Here is a 14,936-nt window from a genome sequence, read left to right as displayed (position 1 = left end):
ACGCCAACGCCGGCGTGCGCACCCGTCACCTGGTGCTGCCGTTGTCGGCGTATGCCGGGCTCGGCGACTTCGGCGCCGCCAACGACGTGTTCATCCGCGAGGGTGTGCGGTTGGGGACGGCTGCGGTCCGGACGGCGTTGGAGCAGGCCGGACAGTGTCCCGAGGACGTGGACCTGATCATCTCCACCGAGGGGCGCAGCGGTGGTGGGCGACCAGGTATGCCGCGGCCCGGATGCTCTGCACCGTGTCGTGGAATCGCCGGGGCCGGAAGCCGGCGGCCTCGCACGCAGCGCGCAGGAACGCGTTGAACTCGGGAGCCTGGGCACGTGCTGCGGCTCGCGAACACGTGCAGTCGGTATTGAGCCCGCAGATCCAGCGGTTGGAACGAGCGCTCGGTGTGGTCCTGGTGGAGCGCACCACCCATGACGTACGCCTCACCCGTGCCGGCGAGGCGCTGGTCGCCGAGGCCACCGCCGTGTTCCCGGCGCTGGACCGGGCGGTCACCGCTGCGCAACTGGCCAGCGCGGACACCGACGTGCTGGCCATCGCAGTCGGCGACGCGAGCCTGGACATCATGCCCCAGGTTCCCGCGCAGTACCGGATGCTGGCCGAGGGCTCGCTCGATGTCGGCTTCGGCAACGCGGTGAACGGTTACGGGTCATCGGGTGGAGCCTCCTGGTCCGCACGCCGCCGTCGCCGGCGGAATCTGCTGCGGATCTGCTGAAAACCCTTGTTACGCTGCGCCTTGGCGTATGAGGAGTAGGCCCGCCGATCGGGCTCGGTGAGTTGTACGTCGTCGGTGAACGGCGTCAGCAGGCTGCGCGGCCACAGGCGCCGGGCGGCGACGGTGTTGGCCTCGGCGCAGAACACCACGAGCACCGCGGCCAGGTAGATGAACGCGAGCAGCCCGAGCACGACCCCGAAGACACCGTAGGAGCTGCTGGCGCCGCGCAGCTTGCTGCCGACCAGGTAGGTACCGATGGTCTGCAGCACCTGCCAGCCGATCGCGGCCGCGACCGCGCCGGGCAGGACCTGCCGGGAGGTCACGTCCCGGACCGTCAGCAGGCGGAACGCGGCGACGAACAGCAGCACGTTCACCAGCACCGCCAGGACCAGGCTGACGCCCCGGATCCCGGCGCCGGCCAGTGGACCGTTGGCGTAGGCGTGCGCTCCGGTCGTCAGCCCGGACAGGCCGGTGGTCAGCAACAATCCGACGCCCAGCACGACCAGCATGAGCAGGCTGCGCAGCCGCGCCTTGATCGGGTTGGGCCGGGTGTTGCGCGGCACTGCCCAGATCACGTTCATCGCGTTCTGCGTGGCCTGGACGACGCCGATCCCGCCGTACAGGCTGCCCAGCACGCCGACGGCGACGGCCAGCGCGCTGCCGTGTGCCGCCCGCACATCCCCGCCGATCTGATCGCCGACGATCGGGAACTGGCTCAGCGCGGAATGCAGGATCTGATGCTGCAGCCCCGGATCGCCCTGCAGCAAGTAGCCCAGCGCCGTGACCAGCAGCAGCAGCAACGGGAAGAGCGACAGGAAGCCGTAATAGGTGATCAGCGCGGCAAGATAGCCGCCCTGGTCGTCGAAGAACTTGTACAGCACCGCTAGCGGGAACCCCATCCAGGAGTGCGAGCGCTGAAAGTCATCGACCCGTCGGACTGCACCGGTGGTCATCCGCACTCCTTCACGTCCGGACGGCCTCTACCCGGAGGGGAAGGAGTCATCCCTGGTTCTGCCGGCGACGTCCGGCCCACCGATTGTGCTCGCCGACACTGACCGGCTGAATCGGGCGCGCACGCCGGCTGCTGGGTGGACCGCCGGTCACGGCCAACGGCGCTCCGGCGCGCGATCCGGTCCGCCGGCCCATTGACACGCGTCCGCCCCATCCCGTAAGTTGCCTGACAACTAAGCAACTAAGCAACCTGGCAGGTGAGTTATGAGCGACATCCGGCGACTGAGTCGCGAGTCCTCCGTCTCGGTGCGGATCGCCCAGCAGATCGTCGAACTGATCGGCGCGGGAACGTTCGGCGTCGGCGCCAAGTTGCCCTCGGAGATGGAGCTGGCCCGCCAGTTCGGCGTGAGCCGGCCCTCGGTGCGGGAAGCGCTCGGCGCGCTGCAGTTCGCCGGATACGTGGAATCGGTGCGCGGTTCGGGCACTCATGTGATCAGCGCGAGCGGCTCGGCCGGCCGCACCGAACCGGTCGTCGCGGACCTGTCGATCGCCTCGGCGCTGAACGTTTTCGAAGCACGTCTGCTGATAGAGCCGCACGTCGCCGCGTTGGCTGCCAAGCATCCGGTCACCGACAAGATCGACGACGCCGCCGAGCTGGTGGAAGGCATGCACCTGGTCGTCCATGAGCCCGGACTACACGCCGCCACCGACCTGCGCATCCACCGCGCCATCGCGCACATCTGCCCCAACGAAGTGATGCGCTCGCACGCCCTGCACCTGCTGGATCTGGCCGCGAGCCCGACGCTGGAGAAGGTACGCATCGAAGCGTGGAAGGAACAACTGCTGCCGAGCATCTGGGGTGACCAGCACCAGCAGGTGCTGCACGCCATCGCCGCGCACGATCCGCAGGCGGCTGCCGAGGCCACCTGGGTGCACCTGGTGTCGGCGGTGCTGAGCGCGTTGGACGTATTGGCCGCCGACCCGGCGATCGACGAGGAAGCCGTGCGCCGGGTCCAGGCACTTGCCGAGAACGGGCCGGTCCTGCCGCACGGCGAATTCAGCAGGGCTCACTCGCACCGGCGCGGCGACGGGGACCACGCATGAGGACCACGCAGGCCCCGGCAGCGCTGGACTTCGACCTGACCAATCCCGAGCCGATCCCCGCGGCGGGCATCGAGCGGGCGGTGGAGCTGATGCAGTCAGGTCGCCTCTTCCGGTATGGCGAAGCCGGTGCCGGTGAGACCGACGACGCCGCGCTGCTGGAGGCGAAGATGGCCGGCCTGGTCGGCCGCACCTTCGCCGTCGGCGTCAACTCGTGTGGCGCCTCTCTCTTCCTGGCCTTGCGCTGCTGCGGTGTGCAACCGGGCGACCCGGTGCTGGTCAACGGTTACACCCTGGCACCGGTGCCCGGCGCGATCGACCATGCGCGTGCGGTTCCGATCGTCGTGGAGATCGACGACCAGCTGACAATCGACCTGGACGACCTGCGCGTCAAGGCCGCGAGCTCCGGGGCGCGCGTGCTGCTGCTGTCGCACATGCGCGGACACGTCGCCGACCTGACCAGGGTGCGGGCCCTCTGCGACGAGCTCGGCCTGGTGTTGGTGGAGGACTGCGCCCACACGCTCGGGGCGACCTGGAACGGGCGCCCCACCGGCACCTTCGGCACCGTCGGCTGCTTCAGCCTGCAGACCTTCAAGCACCTCAACTCCGGCGAGGGCGGCATCCTGGTCACCGACGACCCCGAGGTCGCCGCCCGCGCCATACTGCATTCCGGCAGTTACATGCTCTACGCCCAGCACACCGCCCGCCCTGACGAGGCAGTCTTCGCGCCGCTGCGCGGCCAATGCGCCAACTACAGCCTGCGAATGACCGCGCTCGCGGCGGCACTGGTGTTGCCGCAACTGGACGAACTGCCCGCGCGTATCGCGCGGATGAACGACTCCTACGCGCGCCTGGAGCGGTCCGTGCGCGCCATACCGCAGGTGCGGGTGATCGAGCGCGCGGCCGCCGAAGGGTTCGTCGGCAGTTCCTTCCAGTTCGGCCTGCCGCACCTGACCCCGGCCCAGATCACCGCGGTGGTCGAGCTCGCGGGCGACCTGGGCCTGAGCCTGAAGTGGTACGGCGAACCCGCGATGCGCGGGTTCACCAGCCGCCCGGCGCAATGGGACTACGTCCCGAGTGCGGCCGACGTGCCGCGCACCGAGCACGTGCTGGCGACGCTGTGCGACCTGCGCATCCCGCCGGGGTTGACCGCCGAGCACTGTGACCGGATCGCGGAAATCCTGCGCTACGCCGTGGGCGTCGCCACCGGTACCACTGCGTCGATTCCGAACAACTGAACCGCGTCCTCGAATCTTCCTGCCCGCACCTCGATCGAAAGGCACGACCATGGCCATCACCTACCTGAAGCGCTCGGAGGGCATCGCCCCCGTCGACATCACCGCCACCACCAACACCGTCACCGAGATGTTGCAGCGCCTGGAAGCCGAGGGCGAGCAGGCGACCCGCGCCTACTCCGCCCAGCTGGACTCGTGGGAGCCGGACAGTTTCATCGTCGGTCCCGAGGAGATCGCCGCCGCCGAGCGTCAGCTGTCGACGACGACCAAGGAGGACATCCAGTTCGCCCACCGCCAGGTGCGCACCTTCGCCGACCGGCAGCGCGAGAGCATGAGCGAGTTCGAGGTCGAGCTCTCCCCGGGCCTGATCGCCGGACAGCGCAACATCCCGGTCGACGTCGCGGGCTGCTATGTCCCGGGCGGCCGCTACGCGCACGTCGCCTCGGCCGCCATGAGCATCGCCACCGCCAAGGCGGCGGGGGTCGGGCACATCACCGCCTGCTCGCCGCCCCGCGGTGGCAGCGGTATCCATCCGGCCACGCTCTACGGTATGTCGCTGGCCGGCGCCGACACCATCATGTGCCTGGGCGGCGTGCAGGCCGTCGCCGCCATGGCCTTCGGTCACTTCACCGGCAAGTCCGCCGACGTGCTCGCCGGACCCGGCAACCGCTTCGTCGCCGAGGCCAAGCGCATCCTGTTCGGCCGGGTCGGCATCGACGTCGTTGCCGGCCCGACGGAGGCGCTGGTGCTGGCCGACGACACCGCGGACCCGTGGGTGGTCGCTGTCGACCTGATCAGTCAGGCCGAGCACGGCCTGGACTCCGCGACCATCCTGATCACCACCTCGCGGCGGGTCGCCGAGGAGACCCTGTCGTTGATCCCGGCGGCGCTGGAACAGTTGCCCGCCGACTCGGTCGCCGCCCAGTCGTGGGACGCGCTCGGCGAGGTCATCCTCACCGACACCCGCGAGGAAGCGGCGGCCCTGTCCGACGAATACGCCAACGAGCACGTCGAGGTGCACGCCGAGGATCTGGACTGGTGGCTGGCCAACCTGCACAGCTACGGCTCGCTCTTCCTGGGCGAGGAGACCACGGTCTCCTACGGCGACAAGACCTCCGGCCCGAACCACATCCTGCCCACCCGCGGCGCTGCCAAGTACACCGGCGGTCTGTGGGTCGGCAAGTTCATCAAGACCACCACCTACCAGCGCATGTCCCGCGAGGCCAACGAGCGCGTCGGCCGTGTCGCGGCCCGCATCTCCCGCATCGAGGGCATGGAGGGGCACGCCCTGTCCGGCGACGTCCGGCTGCAGAAGTACTTTCCCGGCCAGCCGCTGGACACCGCCGTCGACGCGTGACCGGCGACATACCCGACCATCCATCGCACCGAATCGAGGAACACCATGAATCTGGCGAACATCGCCCGGCGGCACTACACCCAGGGCCGGACCCCCATCGAGCATTTGCCGCACCTGACCAAGCACCTGGGCGGCCCGCAGATCTACATCAAGCGCGACGACCTGCTCGGACTCACCTCCGGCGGCAACAAGACCCGGAAACTGGAGTTCCTGATGGCCGACGCGCTGGCCAAGGGCGCCGACACCATCATCACCACCGGCGCGGTGCAGTCCAACCACTGCCGACTGACCCTGTCGGCCGCGGTCCGTGAAGGGCTGAACTGCAAGCTGCTGCTCGAAGAGCGGGTCGAGGGCTCCTACAGCCCCGACGGCAGCGGCAACAACCTGCTGTTCCGGCTGCTCGGCGTCGACTCCATCGAGGTCGTCCCCGGCGGCACCGACCTGCCGGCCCGGATGGAGCAGATGGCCGACGACGTGCGCGCGACCGGCGGCACGCCGTACATCGTCCCGGGCGGTGGATCCAACGCCCTGGGTGCGCTGGGCTACGTCTCCTGCGCCGAGGAGATCCTCGCGCAGACCTTCGAGTCCTCGCTGCCGATCGACCACGTGGTCTGCCCCAGCGGTTCCGGCGGCACCCACGCCGGGCTCCTGGCCGGGCTGCACGGCAACCAGAGCGGCATCCCGCTCACCGGCGTCAGCGTGCGCGCCGAAAAGGCGCCGCAGGAGGCCAAACTGCTCAAGCTGGCCAACGAGACCCTGGCCCTGGCCGGTGGCCGCGCCGACATCCCGGCGCGGAGCATGCAGGTCGTCGACGACTACGTCGGCCCGGGCTACTCGCTGCCGACCGACGAGATGACGGCGGCCATCCAGACGTTCGCCCGTCTCGAGGGCATCCTGCTGGACCCGGTCTACACCGGCAAGACGGCGGCCGGCCTCATCGGGATGGTGCGCGAGGGCCGCTTCGCCGCCGATGACAACGTGCTGTTCGTGCACACCGGTGGTTCGCCGGCGCTGTACGCCTACCCGGACGCGGTGCTCGCGGATGTCGGCGTCTGAGCGACCGCCCACCGGCTCCCGGCTGGTCGGTGTCCTCGGCGGCATGGGTCCGCGAGCAACCGTCGACTTCTACGACAAGCTCGTGGCCCACACCCCGGCGGACACCGACCAGGAGCACCTGCGGGTGGTCATCTGGGCGGACCCGAGCGTGCCGAGCCGGCAGGCCGCGATCCTGGCCGACGGCACCGACCCGTCGCCGTGGCTGCAGGAGGGGATCGACCGGCTGGTGACCGCGGGAGCCGAACTCATCGTGATGCCGTGCAACACCGCGCACGCCTTCGTCGAGGGTCTCGTGCCCGAGGGCGTGCAGTTCCTGTCAATCGTCCAGGTGACGGTGAACGCGGTTGCCGCACGTCCGGCCGGCCCGGTCGGATTGCTCGCCACCGACGCCGCGCTGGCGGCCGACCTGTTCCAGTCCTCGTTGCATGCCCTCGGGCGCCAGGTGCTGATCCCGCCGCCTGCTGCGCAGGCGCGGCTGACCTCGCTGATCACGCAGGTCAAGGCGGGGACGGCCGACAGGAGCACCGAGGAGCAGCTGCGCGAGATCATCGCCGAACTCGACGCCCGCGGCGCCACCGTCACGATCGCCGGCTGCACCGAGATCTCGGTCCTGCTCGGCAACACCCCGCACGACCTTCCGCACGACCTGGTCGACCCGGCCCGGGAGCTCGCTCTCGCCACGGTCGCACACGCACTCCGTCCCGCGCCGATCTCCGGCGCCGTCACGCCCTGAGCAGCTTCGCCCACGCAGGCGCACACCCCATCCGCGGCATGCAGACCGCACCAGACCCCTTCGGCTGACGGGATATCGACATGAGCGATACCAGTGCCACGCACACACCAGCAACAGACCTGAACGACATCGACCAGCCCTACGAACTGAAATTCTGGGGAGGACCGGCGATGGCCCTGGTCCCTGCCGCCGTACTGGTGGGGATCCTGCTCTGGCTCTCGCTCGAGGAAAGAGCCAGCATCACCGGCTTCTGGGTCGGCGGGTGGGCGGCCATCGTCGTCGGCCTGCTGCTGACCAAGACCCCGCGCGCCTTCGCACTGTCGATCGTGCGCGGCCTGACGGCCCAGACCGGTGCCGTCATCATTCTCGCCTACCTGTTCGCCGGCGTCTTCGGCAAACTGCTCTCCGAGGGCGGCCTGGTCAACGGGCTGCTGTGGTTCGGCGTCGAGACCGGAGTGCAGGGAGCGCTCTACGCGATCCTGGCCTTCCTGCTCTCGTGCGTCTTCTCCGCCGGCACCGGCAGCAGCGTAGGCGCCGTTCTCGCCCTGATCCCGGTGCTCTACCCGACCGGCGTCGCGCTCGGTGCCAATCCGGTGATGCTGGCGGTCGCGGTCATCGCCGGAGGCGCCTTCGGCGACAACGTGGCACCGATCTCCGACACCACGATCACCTCGGCATACACGGCCAAGGCGGAGATGGGCAAGGTGGTGCGCGCCCGGTTGCCGATGGCGCTGGTCTCGGCAGCGCTGACAATCGTGGTGCTCGCGTTCTTCGGCGGCGGCGGCACCAAGTCGGCCAACAGCCTGAACATCGACGCCTCCCCGTCCGGGCTGCTGATGATCATTCCGTTCTTCGTGGTGATCGTCCTGGCCATGCGGCGGCACCACATCGTGGTCTCACTCATCTGGGGCAGCATTTCGGCCATCGTCATCGGACTGGCGACCGGTCTGCTCACGCCCGGCGCGATTTTCTCCATCCCGTCCGCGCGGGGCAAGTCGACCGGACTCATCGAGGACGGCCTCAGCGACATCACCGGCGCCATCGTGCTGGTGCTGTTCATTCTGGCGCTGGCGCAGGTGCTGACTGATGCCGGTGTCATGGCCAAGCTGCTGGCGGTGCTGGAGAAGCGCGCCGCGCGCGGTGTCCGCAGCGCCGAACTGATGATCTCCGGCATCACCTTGCTGTTCACCGTGCCGCTCGGTGCGAACGCGCCCGCGATCCTGCTGGTCGGCCCGACCATCGGTCAGCCGATGGGGGTCGCCCACCGGCTGGCTCCCGCACGCATCGCGAACCTGCTCGACTGCGCGGCCAACACGGTGTTCTACATGTTGCCCTGGCACAACGCGGTGATCATCTGGTACGCCACCCTGGTCACCACGTCCAAGCAGTACCACTTGCCGTTGCCGTCCATCGCCTCGGGCTTCCTCAACCCGTACGCGTGGGCACTGCTCCTGGTGCTGCTGTTCTCCATCCTGACCGGCTGGAACCGGCAGTACATCGCCGCTGACGACGAACCGGAACCGGCGGTCGAGGCCGCCGCGGTCAGCTGACCAGGATCGGCATGGAGGTGATGACCGAGCTGGCCCGCCGACTGGGCATTCCGGCGACCGGCCGACAGGACCTGTGGCAGGAACGCGCTGCGCAGGACGAGACGACGATCGAACAGGTGCGCGCCGCGCGGGCGGCGCCCGGCGTGGCGCCCTGCGTCCGACCGGGCAGGGACCACTGGGCACCGGCACGATCCGCGGACGCCGGCGCGCCCTCCTGGAGCACACCCGGAGGAGGGAAAGTCGCCGAGCGGGTGGAACAGGCCCTGGCCCGGATCGAGCAACAGCACGAACTGCACGCGTTCACCGCGGTCTTCGCCCAGCGGGCACGCGAGCAGGCGGCCGAGCTGGACCGGCGCACCGCCCGGGGCGAACCCCGCGGGCCACTGCACGGGGCATTGCTGGCGGTCAAGGATCTGGTCGCGGTGCGCGGTGAACGGATGTCCGGCGGCACCGACGCGTTCCGCGCCGAGGTCGCCACGGCGGACGCCGAGGTCGTCCAGCGGCTCACCCGCGCGGGTGCCGTGCTGGTCGGCGCCACGAACCTGCATCCGTTGGCCTTCGGTCCGTTCAGCGCCGGGCCGGGCCTGGTCGACGTGGTCAACCCGCTGTGCCCCAGCGTGGTGGCCGGCGGGTCGAGCGGCGGCTCGGCGGCGGCGGTCGCATCCGGCGCGGTGGACATCGCGCTCGGCACCGACACCGCCGGATCGATCCGCATCCCGGGTGCGGCCTGCGGTGTCGTGGGTCTGAAAGGCACCTTCGGGGCCGCTCCGACCGGAGGCGTGTATCCGCTGGCGTCGTCGCTGGACCACGTCGGGCCGCTGACCGGCAGCGTGACCGACGCGGCCCTCGCCTGGTCGGTCATGATCGGTGCCCCGTCCGCCGACGTCCGCCGCCCGGAATCGTTGACCGGGTTGATCGTCGGCGAACCGAGCGCCTTCGTCCGCCGGTATCTCGATCCGCCGGTGCTCACCGCGCTGGACCGCGCGCTCTCCTGCGTCGCCGACCTGGGCGCCCGGGTGCAGACGATCGAGGCGCCGACGCTGGAGCTCGCGCCGGCGCTGATGCTGTGCACCATCGGGCCCGAGGCGCTGGACGTGCACCTGCACCTGCTGCGTGATCGTGCCGACGAGCTGCCCGACGACGTGCGGCTGCGCCTCGAGGCGGCGATGCTGGTCACCGGGGCGGATTACGCGCGGGCCCAGCGGCTGCGGCGGCAACTGACCGCGGAACTGAATGCTGCGCTGGGCTCGGTCGACGTCCTGCTGTCGCCGACGCTGCCGATCACGCCGCCGTCTCTCGACGGACTGGACGGTATGACGGCCGGTGGCTGGCCGGCCAGGTCGGCCATGTCACGGCTGACCGCACCGTTCAACCTCACCGGTCAGCCAGCACTCACCCTGCCGTGGGGTCGCGACCAGGTCGGCGGCGGCATCGGCATACAGCTCGCCGGCGCGTGCGGTGACGAACGGACTGTGCTGTCGGTCGCACTGGCACTGGAGGCGGAAGCCGATCCGTCGGCGCGCTGGTGAGGGCACCGAGCCGGGGGCGGGTGCTGCTCAGCCGGAGAGCATCCCACTGGCCAGCGCCTGCCAGGTCATCGGGCCGCACACGCCGTCCACGGTCACGGTCGGCACCTCGACGTGCACGCCCTGCTGGAACGCCTGGACGGCGGCCTTGGTCTTCGCGCCGTACTGACCGTCCACGGTCAGGTAGGTCGCCGGGTTGCCGGACAGGTTGCGGAAGTTGATCTCCACCTGCACGCCCTTGACCGCCTCGCCGTGGCTGCCCTGGTGGCAGGTGACGACCGCGTGTGCCCAGGTGACCGGCCCGACGACACCGTCGACGGTGAGTCCGGCACCGTGCTGGTACTTGCGCACGGCAGCGTCGGTCTGGGCGCCGAAGTCGCCGTCCGCCGCGAGTGTCGCGCCGTGTGCGTTCAGCAGATGCTGCAGAGTCGGCACCGGGTGGCCGCTGGCACCCTTGCGCAGGATCGGCCACGGTTGCAGTTGGCCGACGACCACCGTCGTCGGCTGCCGCACCCACGCTTCGGAGGTGATGTTCACCATCGACGGCTGGTCGATGATGCCGATCGAGTTCCAGGTGAACACCGCATAACCCGGTGCGGACGCGTTGACGCCGCCCGGCACGCCGACGTGCAACTGCGACGCCAGCCAGCCGATCGGACCGTAACCGCACAGCGACACGCAATGGTCCTCGTTCGGGTCGTCGTGGAATCCGGTCGCGAACCAGCCGGTCGCACCATTCGTGCTCAGCCAGGCGTCGTCCAACTGGTCCGCTGCGACGCCGAGCTTCACCGGCCCCTGCGCGATCGCGGCATGCAGCGCGGACGAGTTGGTCCAGTCGACGGCGGCGTGGGTCCCGTCGTCATACACGCTGCCGCCCTGCCGGAAGCCGTCGTGCTGCATCCAGCCGAGCACGTCGGGCAGGTAGGCGCCCTCCAGGACACCGTGCCCGCTCGCCCAGCTGATCACCTCGGCATCGGTGATGAAGATCTCCGGACTGTGACACGCCTTGGCGAACGCCTCTTCCGCGGTCACGCAATCACCGTGAACGTCGTTGCCCCACATGGAGATCCGTGCCGGCACGGTGAGGAACTGTGCGGGTGCCGCGACCGGTGGCGCGAACGCGCGTGCGGCCGCGAGCACGTGCCGTGGCGTCGGTATGGCGCCGCGCATCCGCGCGGGTGTGGCGGTCTGGTCGGACATCACGAACCCCTTCCGGGTCAGGCAACGGACATCCGGGAAGAGGGGGCGGAGCACCGGTTTGATACACCGCCGACCGCGTTACGGAGTGGCGCGCTGGTGCTCCGAGTGCCCGATGGCCTGCTCGATCAGATCGGCGACGTGCTGGTCGGCCAGCGTGTAGATCATCGATCGGCCGTCGCGGTCGGCGCGGACCAGCCCCAGATTGCGCAGGATCCGCAGCTGATGCGAGCACGCCGACGCCTCCAGGCCGGCGCGCTCGGCGAGCACCCCTGCGGCGCACGGCCCTTCGACCAGGGTGGCCAGGATCCGCAAGCGGGACGGCGTCGCCAGCGCCTGCAGTGTCGTGGCGACCTCCGTCGCGCCGACCCGATCCAGCCGCTGACCGATCGTGGCGTCGTCGAGCGAGGTCGCGCGGTGTCCCATGCACTGATGGTAACCACCTGAGAATTGAAGAACTGTTCAAATGTTCCGTAGTCTGGGTGGGTCACCCACACGAGACGAGGAGCGGATGAGCGCCGTCACCACCGATCAGCGGTCCGTCGCACCGCAACGGACCTCCATCACGCGGACCCGGGTGTTCGCCCTGCCCGAAGTGCGCTGGGCAGCGGCCGCGCTGGTGCTCTTCCTGATCGCCCTGCCGCTCCAGTTGGCGGGCGCGCCGGCCTGGCTGCGGGGACCGCTGTATGCCGCGGTGTATGTCGCCGGCGGCTGGGAACCGGGTTGGGCCGGCCTGCAGGCGCTGCGGGAGAAGACCCTCGACGTCGACCTGCTGATGGTGGTGGCCGCCCTGGGCGCCGCAGCGATCGGCCAGGTGATGGACGGCGGGCTGCTCATCGTCATCTTCGCGACGTCCGGTGCGCTGGAGGCGCTGGCGACCGCCCGCACCCAGGACTCCATCCGGGGCCTGCTCGACCTCACGCCGAGCACGGCCACCCGGCTGGGCCCGGACGGCGCCGAAGACGTCGTGCCGGCCGAGGATCTGGTGGTCGGTGATGTGGTGCTGGTCCGTCCGGGTGAGTTGCTCGCCGCGGACGGGCACGTGGTCGACGGAGCCAGCGACGTCGACCAGGCCAGCATCACCGGCGAACCGCTGCCGGCCGCGAAGACGATCGGCGACGAGGTCTTCGCCGGGACGATGAACGGCGCCGGCGTGCTGCGCGTCGAGGTGTCCCGCGACCCGCACGACTCGGTCGTCGCCCGGATCGTGGCGATGGTCGAGGAGGCGTCCGAGACCAAGGCACCCACCCAGCTGTTCATCGAGAAGATCGAGCAGCGCTACTCGGTCGGCATGGTCACGGTCACCGTCGCGGTCTTCCTGCTCCCGCTGCTCTGGGGCGCCGACCTGACCGGCGCCCTGTTGCGCGCGATGACCTTCATGATCGTCGCCTCGCCGTGCGCCGTCGTGCTGGCGACCATGCCGCCGCTGCTGTCGGCGATCGCCAACGCCGGCCGGCACGGGGTGCTGGTCAAGTCGGCCGTCGTGATGGAGCAGCTCGGCCGGGTCGAGCAGGTCGCCCTCGACAAGACCGGCACCCTCACCGAGGGCGCACCGACCGTCACCGACATACGACCAGCGACTGCCGGGGTGTCCGAACACCAGCTGCTGGCCTGGGCGGCCGCCGTCGAGCATGCCAGCGAACACCCGCTGGGACGGGCGGTCGTCGAGGCCGCGCGCCGCGACGGCGTGCCGTTGTCCCCGGTGGAGCAGTTCGACGCCACGCCCGGCGCCGGTGTCGCCGGGGTCGTCGACGGTGCGCCGACCGCGGTCTGCTCCCCGGCGCGCGTCGACTTCGCCCTGCCGGACGAGGTCGCCGCCGCGGTGCACGACCTGGAAGCCCGCGGGCACACCGTCGTCGTGGTGCTGCGCGCAGGAGTGCCGGTCGGTACCATCGGCATCGCCGACCGGCTCCGCCCCGACGCCCGCGCGGCCGTGCACCAGCTCGCGGCCGTCACCGCCGCGCCGCCGATGCTCGTCACCGGCGACAACCCGGCCGTCGCCCAGCACATCGGCGCCCAGGTCGGCCTCACCGACATACGCGCCGGTCTGCTGCCGCAGCACAAGGTCGCCGCCATCCGCGCCGCGCAGGCCGACGGTCGCACGGTGCTGGCCATCGGCGACGGTGTCAACGACGCCCCCGCGCTGACCGCCGCCGACATCGGGGTGGCGATGGGCCGCGCCGGCGCGGACCTGACGCTCGACGCCGCGGACGCCGTCGTGGTCCGCGACGAGCTCGCCACCGTGCCGGCGGCCCTCGTGCTCTCCCGTCGCGCGCGCCGCATCGTGGTCCAGAACCTCGTCATCGCAGCGGTTTTCATCGGCTGCCTGGTCCTGTGGGACCTGCTGGGCACGCTGCCGTTGCCGCTGGGCGTCCTCGGACACGAGGGCTCCACCGTCATCGTCGGACTCAACGGTCTGCGCATGCTGCGCCGCAGCGCCTGGTCCGCGAGCGCCGACTGATCCACTTTCCGTAAACAGCCCATCAGCGGGCCGGGAACTGCGAGACTCGTTTACACCCGGCGCACCCCCGAAGCGCCGGGCGACAAGGAGGCCCGCCATGGGTTCGCAGTTTCCGAGCAATGCATCATCGAGCACCCGGCCGCCGATCAGTCGGCGCACGGTTCTTCGCACGGGAGGGGTGATCGGCGCCGGCCTCGCCCTCGGTATGGCGTCCGCCCAGCCGGCGCTCGCGGATCCGCCGTGGTTCGCCAAGCTGTCGCCGGAGCAGCAGGTCGCGCAGCGGGTGATCTTCTCCTACCCGGGAGCGACCCCGTCGGACGAACTGCTGCAGCTGATCAAGGACGGCATGGTCGGCGGCCTGATCTTCTTCGGCGAGAACATCCTCAGCCTCGCCCAGATCACCGACGTGGTCAGTGAGCTGCGGGCCGCGCACGCGCAGAGCCCGACGAGCGCGACGCCGCTGATCCTGACCACCGACCAGGAGGGTGGCGTCGTACGCCGGCTGCGTGGACAGGAGCCGCTGCTGTCCGCCAAGCAGATGGGTGCATCCGCGGACCCGGTCGCCGCGGCGACCAAGGGCGGCCGGGGTGCCGGCCTGATCCTGAAGCAGGTCGGGATGAACCTCAACCTGGCGCCGGTCGAGGACGTCTACCGCGAAGAGGGCAACTTCGACGACCGGTTCGGCCGCTCCTTCAGCTCCGACTGGATGGTGTGCGGTGAGCTGGGCGCCGCGTTCGTGCGCGCCCAGCAGGCCACCGGCGTCGCCGCGACCGCCAAGCACTATCCCGGACTCGGCTGGGCGACCCGCGACGAGAACACCGACCTCGGCGTCGTGACGCTCACCCAGCCGGCCGACGAGATCCGCGGCGTCGACGAAGCCGCGTTCGGACCGGTCATCGACGCCGGTGTGCATCTGGTGATGTCGTACTGGGCGACATACCCGGCTATCGACCCGGACTACCCGGCCGGTCTGTCCAAGAACTTCTTCGGCGGCGAACTGCGCGGACGGCAGCATTTCCGCGGCGTCACCATCACCGACGCGCTG

13 protein-coding genes and 1 pseudogene are annotated in these 14,936 nt (G+C 70.3%); 11 read left to right on the top strand and 3 right to left on the bottom strand.

The annotated features are described in order from the left end of the window. Together ACTHL4_RS17340 and ACTHL4_RS17335 are read left to right on the top strand one after the other, a co-directional pair. Positions 1 to 308 (top strand): annotated as a pseudogene (locus tag ACTHL4_RS17340) (hypothetical protein); the annotation flags it as partial. Next, on the top strand, positions 305 to 724 hold the full coding sequence (locus ACTHL4_RS17335; RefSeq protein WP_440284019.1) for a LysR family transcriptional regulator: 420 nt from the start codon (positions 305 to 307) through the stop codon (positions 722 to 724). The pseudogene ACTHL4_RS17340 and the gene ACTHL4_RS17335, both read left to right, overlap by 4 nt. On the opposite strand, the gene ACTHL4_RS17330 is transcribed toward ACTHL4_RS17335, so the two are convergent. Then, entirely contained in the window at positions 652 to 1,677 is a 1,026-nt protein-coding gene (locus ACTHL4_RS17330) for a YihY/virulence factor BrkB family protein (RefSeq protein ID WP_440284018.1), read from the bottom strand. The genes ACTHL4_RS17335 and ACTHL4_RS17330 overlap by 73 nt on opposite strands. A 262-nt stretch (positions 1,678 to 1,939) precedes the next feature. Here ACTHL4_RS17330 and ACTHL4_RS17325 point away from each other — a divergent pair, with 262 nt between their 5' ends. The 7 genes from ACTHL4_RS17325 to ACTHL4_RS17295 all read left to right on the top strand — a co-directional run bounded on the left by ACTHL4_RS17325 (position 1,940) and on the right by ACTHL4_RS17295 (position 10,236). Then, positions 1,940 to 2,779, top strand: a complete 840-nt coding sequence (locus ACTHL4_RS17325) for a FadR/GntR family transcriptional regulator (protein WP_440284017.1) — start codon at positions 1,940 to 1,942, stop codon at positions 2,777 to 2,779. Next, positions 2,776 to 4,014, top strand: coding sequence for a DegT/DnrJ/EryC1/StrS family aminotransferase (locus ACTHL4_RS17320; protein ID WP_440284016.1), 1,239 nt, complete (start codon positions 2,776 to 2,778; stop codon positions 4,012 to 4,014). Before ACTHL4_RS17325 ends, ACTHL4_RS17320 begins: the two co-directional genes overlap by 4 nt. A 49-nt stretch (positions 4,015 to 4,063) precedes the next feature. Further along, a complete protein-coding gene (gene hisD / locus ACTHL4_RS17315) occupies positions 4,064 to 5,368 on the top strand; it encodes a histidinol dehydrogenase (protein WP_440284015.1) in 1,305 nt (434 codons plus the stop codon). Between the two features lie 45 nt (positions 5,369 to 5,413). Then, positions 5,414 to 6,424, top strand: coding sequence for a D-cysteine desulfhydrase (locus tag ACTHL4_RS17310; RefSeq protein WP_440284014.1), 1,011 nt, complete (start codon positions 5,414 to 5,416; stop codon positions 6,422 to 6,424). Then, positions 6,411 to 7,157, top strand: coding sequence for an aspartate/glutamate racemase family protein (locus ACTHL4_RS17305; protein WP_440284013.1), 747 nt, complete (start codon positions 6,411 to 6,413; stop codon positions 7,155 to 7,157). Before ACTHL4_RS17310 ends, ACTHL4_RS17305 begins: the two co-directional genes overlap by 14 nt. 80 nt (positions 7,158 to 7,237) lie before the next feature. After that, positions 7,238 to 8,707, top strand: a complete 1,470-nt coding sequence (locus ACTHL4_RS17300) for a Na+/H+ antiporter NhaC family protein (protein WP_440284012.1) — start codon at positions 7,238 to 7,240, stop codon at positions 8,705 to 8,707. An 11-nt stretch (positions 8,708 to 8,718) separates the two neighbouring features. Then, entirely contained in the window at positions 8,719 to 10,236 is a 1,518-nt protein-coding gene (locus ACTHL4_RS17295) for an amidase (protein ID WP_440284011.1), read from the top strand. Between the two features lie 27 nt (positions 10,237 to 10,263). Here the strand turns inward: ACTHL4_RS17295 and ACTHL4_RS17290 are convergent, their stop codons facing one another. Continuing rightward, positions 10,264 to 11,433: a peptidoglycan-binding domain-containing protein gene (locus ACTHL4_RS17290; protein ID WP_440284010.1), complete on the bottom strand. Its 1,170-nt coding sequence runs from the start codon at positions 11,431 to 11,433 to the stop codon at positions 10,264 to 10,266. Between the two features lie 78 nt (positions 11,434 to 11,511). Next, positions 11,512 to 11,856 carry an ArsR/SmtB family transcription factor gene (locus ACTHL4_RS17285; protein ID WP_440284009.1) on the bottom strand — a complete coding sequence of 115 codons (345 nt, stop codon included), beginning with the start codon at positions 11,854 to 11,856 and terminating at the stop codon, positions 11,512 to 11,514. An 85-nt stretch (positions 11,857 to 11,941) separates the two neighbouring features. Here ACTHL4_RS17285 and ACTHL4_RS17280 point away from each other — a divergent pair, with 85 nt between their 5' ends. Further along, complete coding sequence (locus tag ACTHL4_RS17280) at positions 11,942 to 13,891, top strand: heavy metal translocating P-type ATPase (protein WP_440284008.1); 1,950 nt, start codon at positions 11,942 to 11,944, stop codon at positions 13,889 to 13,891. Positions 13,892 to 13,988: 97 nt separating this feature from the next. Continuing rightward, positions 13,989 to 14,936: glycoside hydrolase family 3 N-terminal domain-containing protein (locus tag ACTHL4_RS17275; protein WP_440284007.1), on the top strand; the 948-nt coding region annotated here is incomplete at its 3' end.

The organism is Flexivirga sp., assembly GCF_051955415.1.
In the GTDB taxonomy this organism is placed as follows: domain Bacteria; phylum Actinomycetota; class Actinomycetes; order Actinomycetales; family Dermatophilaceae; genus Flexivirga.
The sequence above is the reverse complement of the archived record's forward strand: the minus strand, read 5'-3'. Positions and strand labels throughout refer to the sequence as shown.

Bases quoted from the DNA above. Each gene is read 5' to 3' on its own strand.
- ACTHL4_RS17330 (WP_440284018.1), bottom strand. From the start codon at position 1,677: ATGACCACCGGTGCAGTCCGACGGGTCGATGACTTTCAGCGCTCGCAC.
- ACTHL4_RS17325 (WP_440284017.1), top strand. From the start codon at position 1,940: ATGAGCGACATCCGGCGACTGAGTCGCGAGTCCTCCGTCTCGGTGCGG.
- ACTHL4_RS17320 (WP_440284016.1), top strand. From the start codon at position 2,776: ATGAGGACCACGCAGGCCCCGGCAGCGCTGGACTTCGACCTGACCAAT.
- hisD (WP_440284015.1), top strand. From the start codon at position 4,064: ATGGCCATCACCTACCTGAAGCGCTCGGAGGGCATCGCCCCCGTCGAC.
- ACTHL4_RS17310 (WP_440284014.1), top strand. From the start codon at position 5,414: ATGAATCTGGCGAACATCGCCCGGCGGCACTACACCCAGGGCCGGACC.
- ACTHL4_RS17305 (WP_440284013.1), top strand. From the start codon at position 6,411: ATGTCGGCGTCTGAGCGACCGCCCACCGGCTCCCGGCTGGTCGGTGTC.
- ACTHL4_RS17300 (WP_440284012.1), top strand. From the start codon at position 7,238: ATGAGCGATACCAGTGCCACGCACACACCAGCAACAGACCTGAACGAC.
- ACTHL4_RS17295 (WP_440284011.1), top strand. From the start codon at position 8,719: ATGGAGGTGATGACCGAGCTGGCCCGCCGACTGGGCATTCCGGCGACC.
- ACTHL4_RS17290 (WP_440284010.1), bottom strand. From the start codon at position 11,433: ATGTCCGACCAGACCGCCACACCCGCGCGGATGCGCGGCGCCATACCG.
- ACTHL4_RS17285 (WP_440284009.1), bottom strand. From the start codon at position 11,856: ATGGGACACCGCGCGACCTCGCTCGACGACGCCACGATCGGTCAGCGG.
- ACTHL4_RS17280 (WP_440284008.1), top strand. From the start codon at position 11,942: ATGAGCGCCGTCACCACCGATCAGCGGTCCGTCGCACCGCAACGGACC.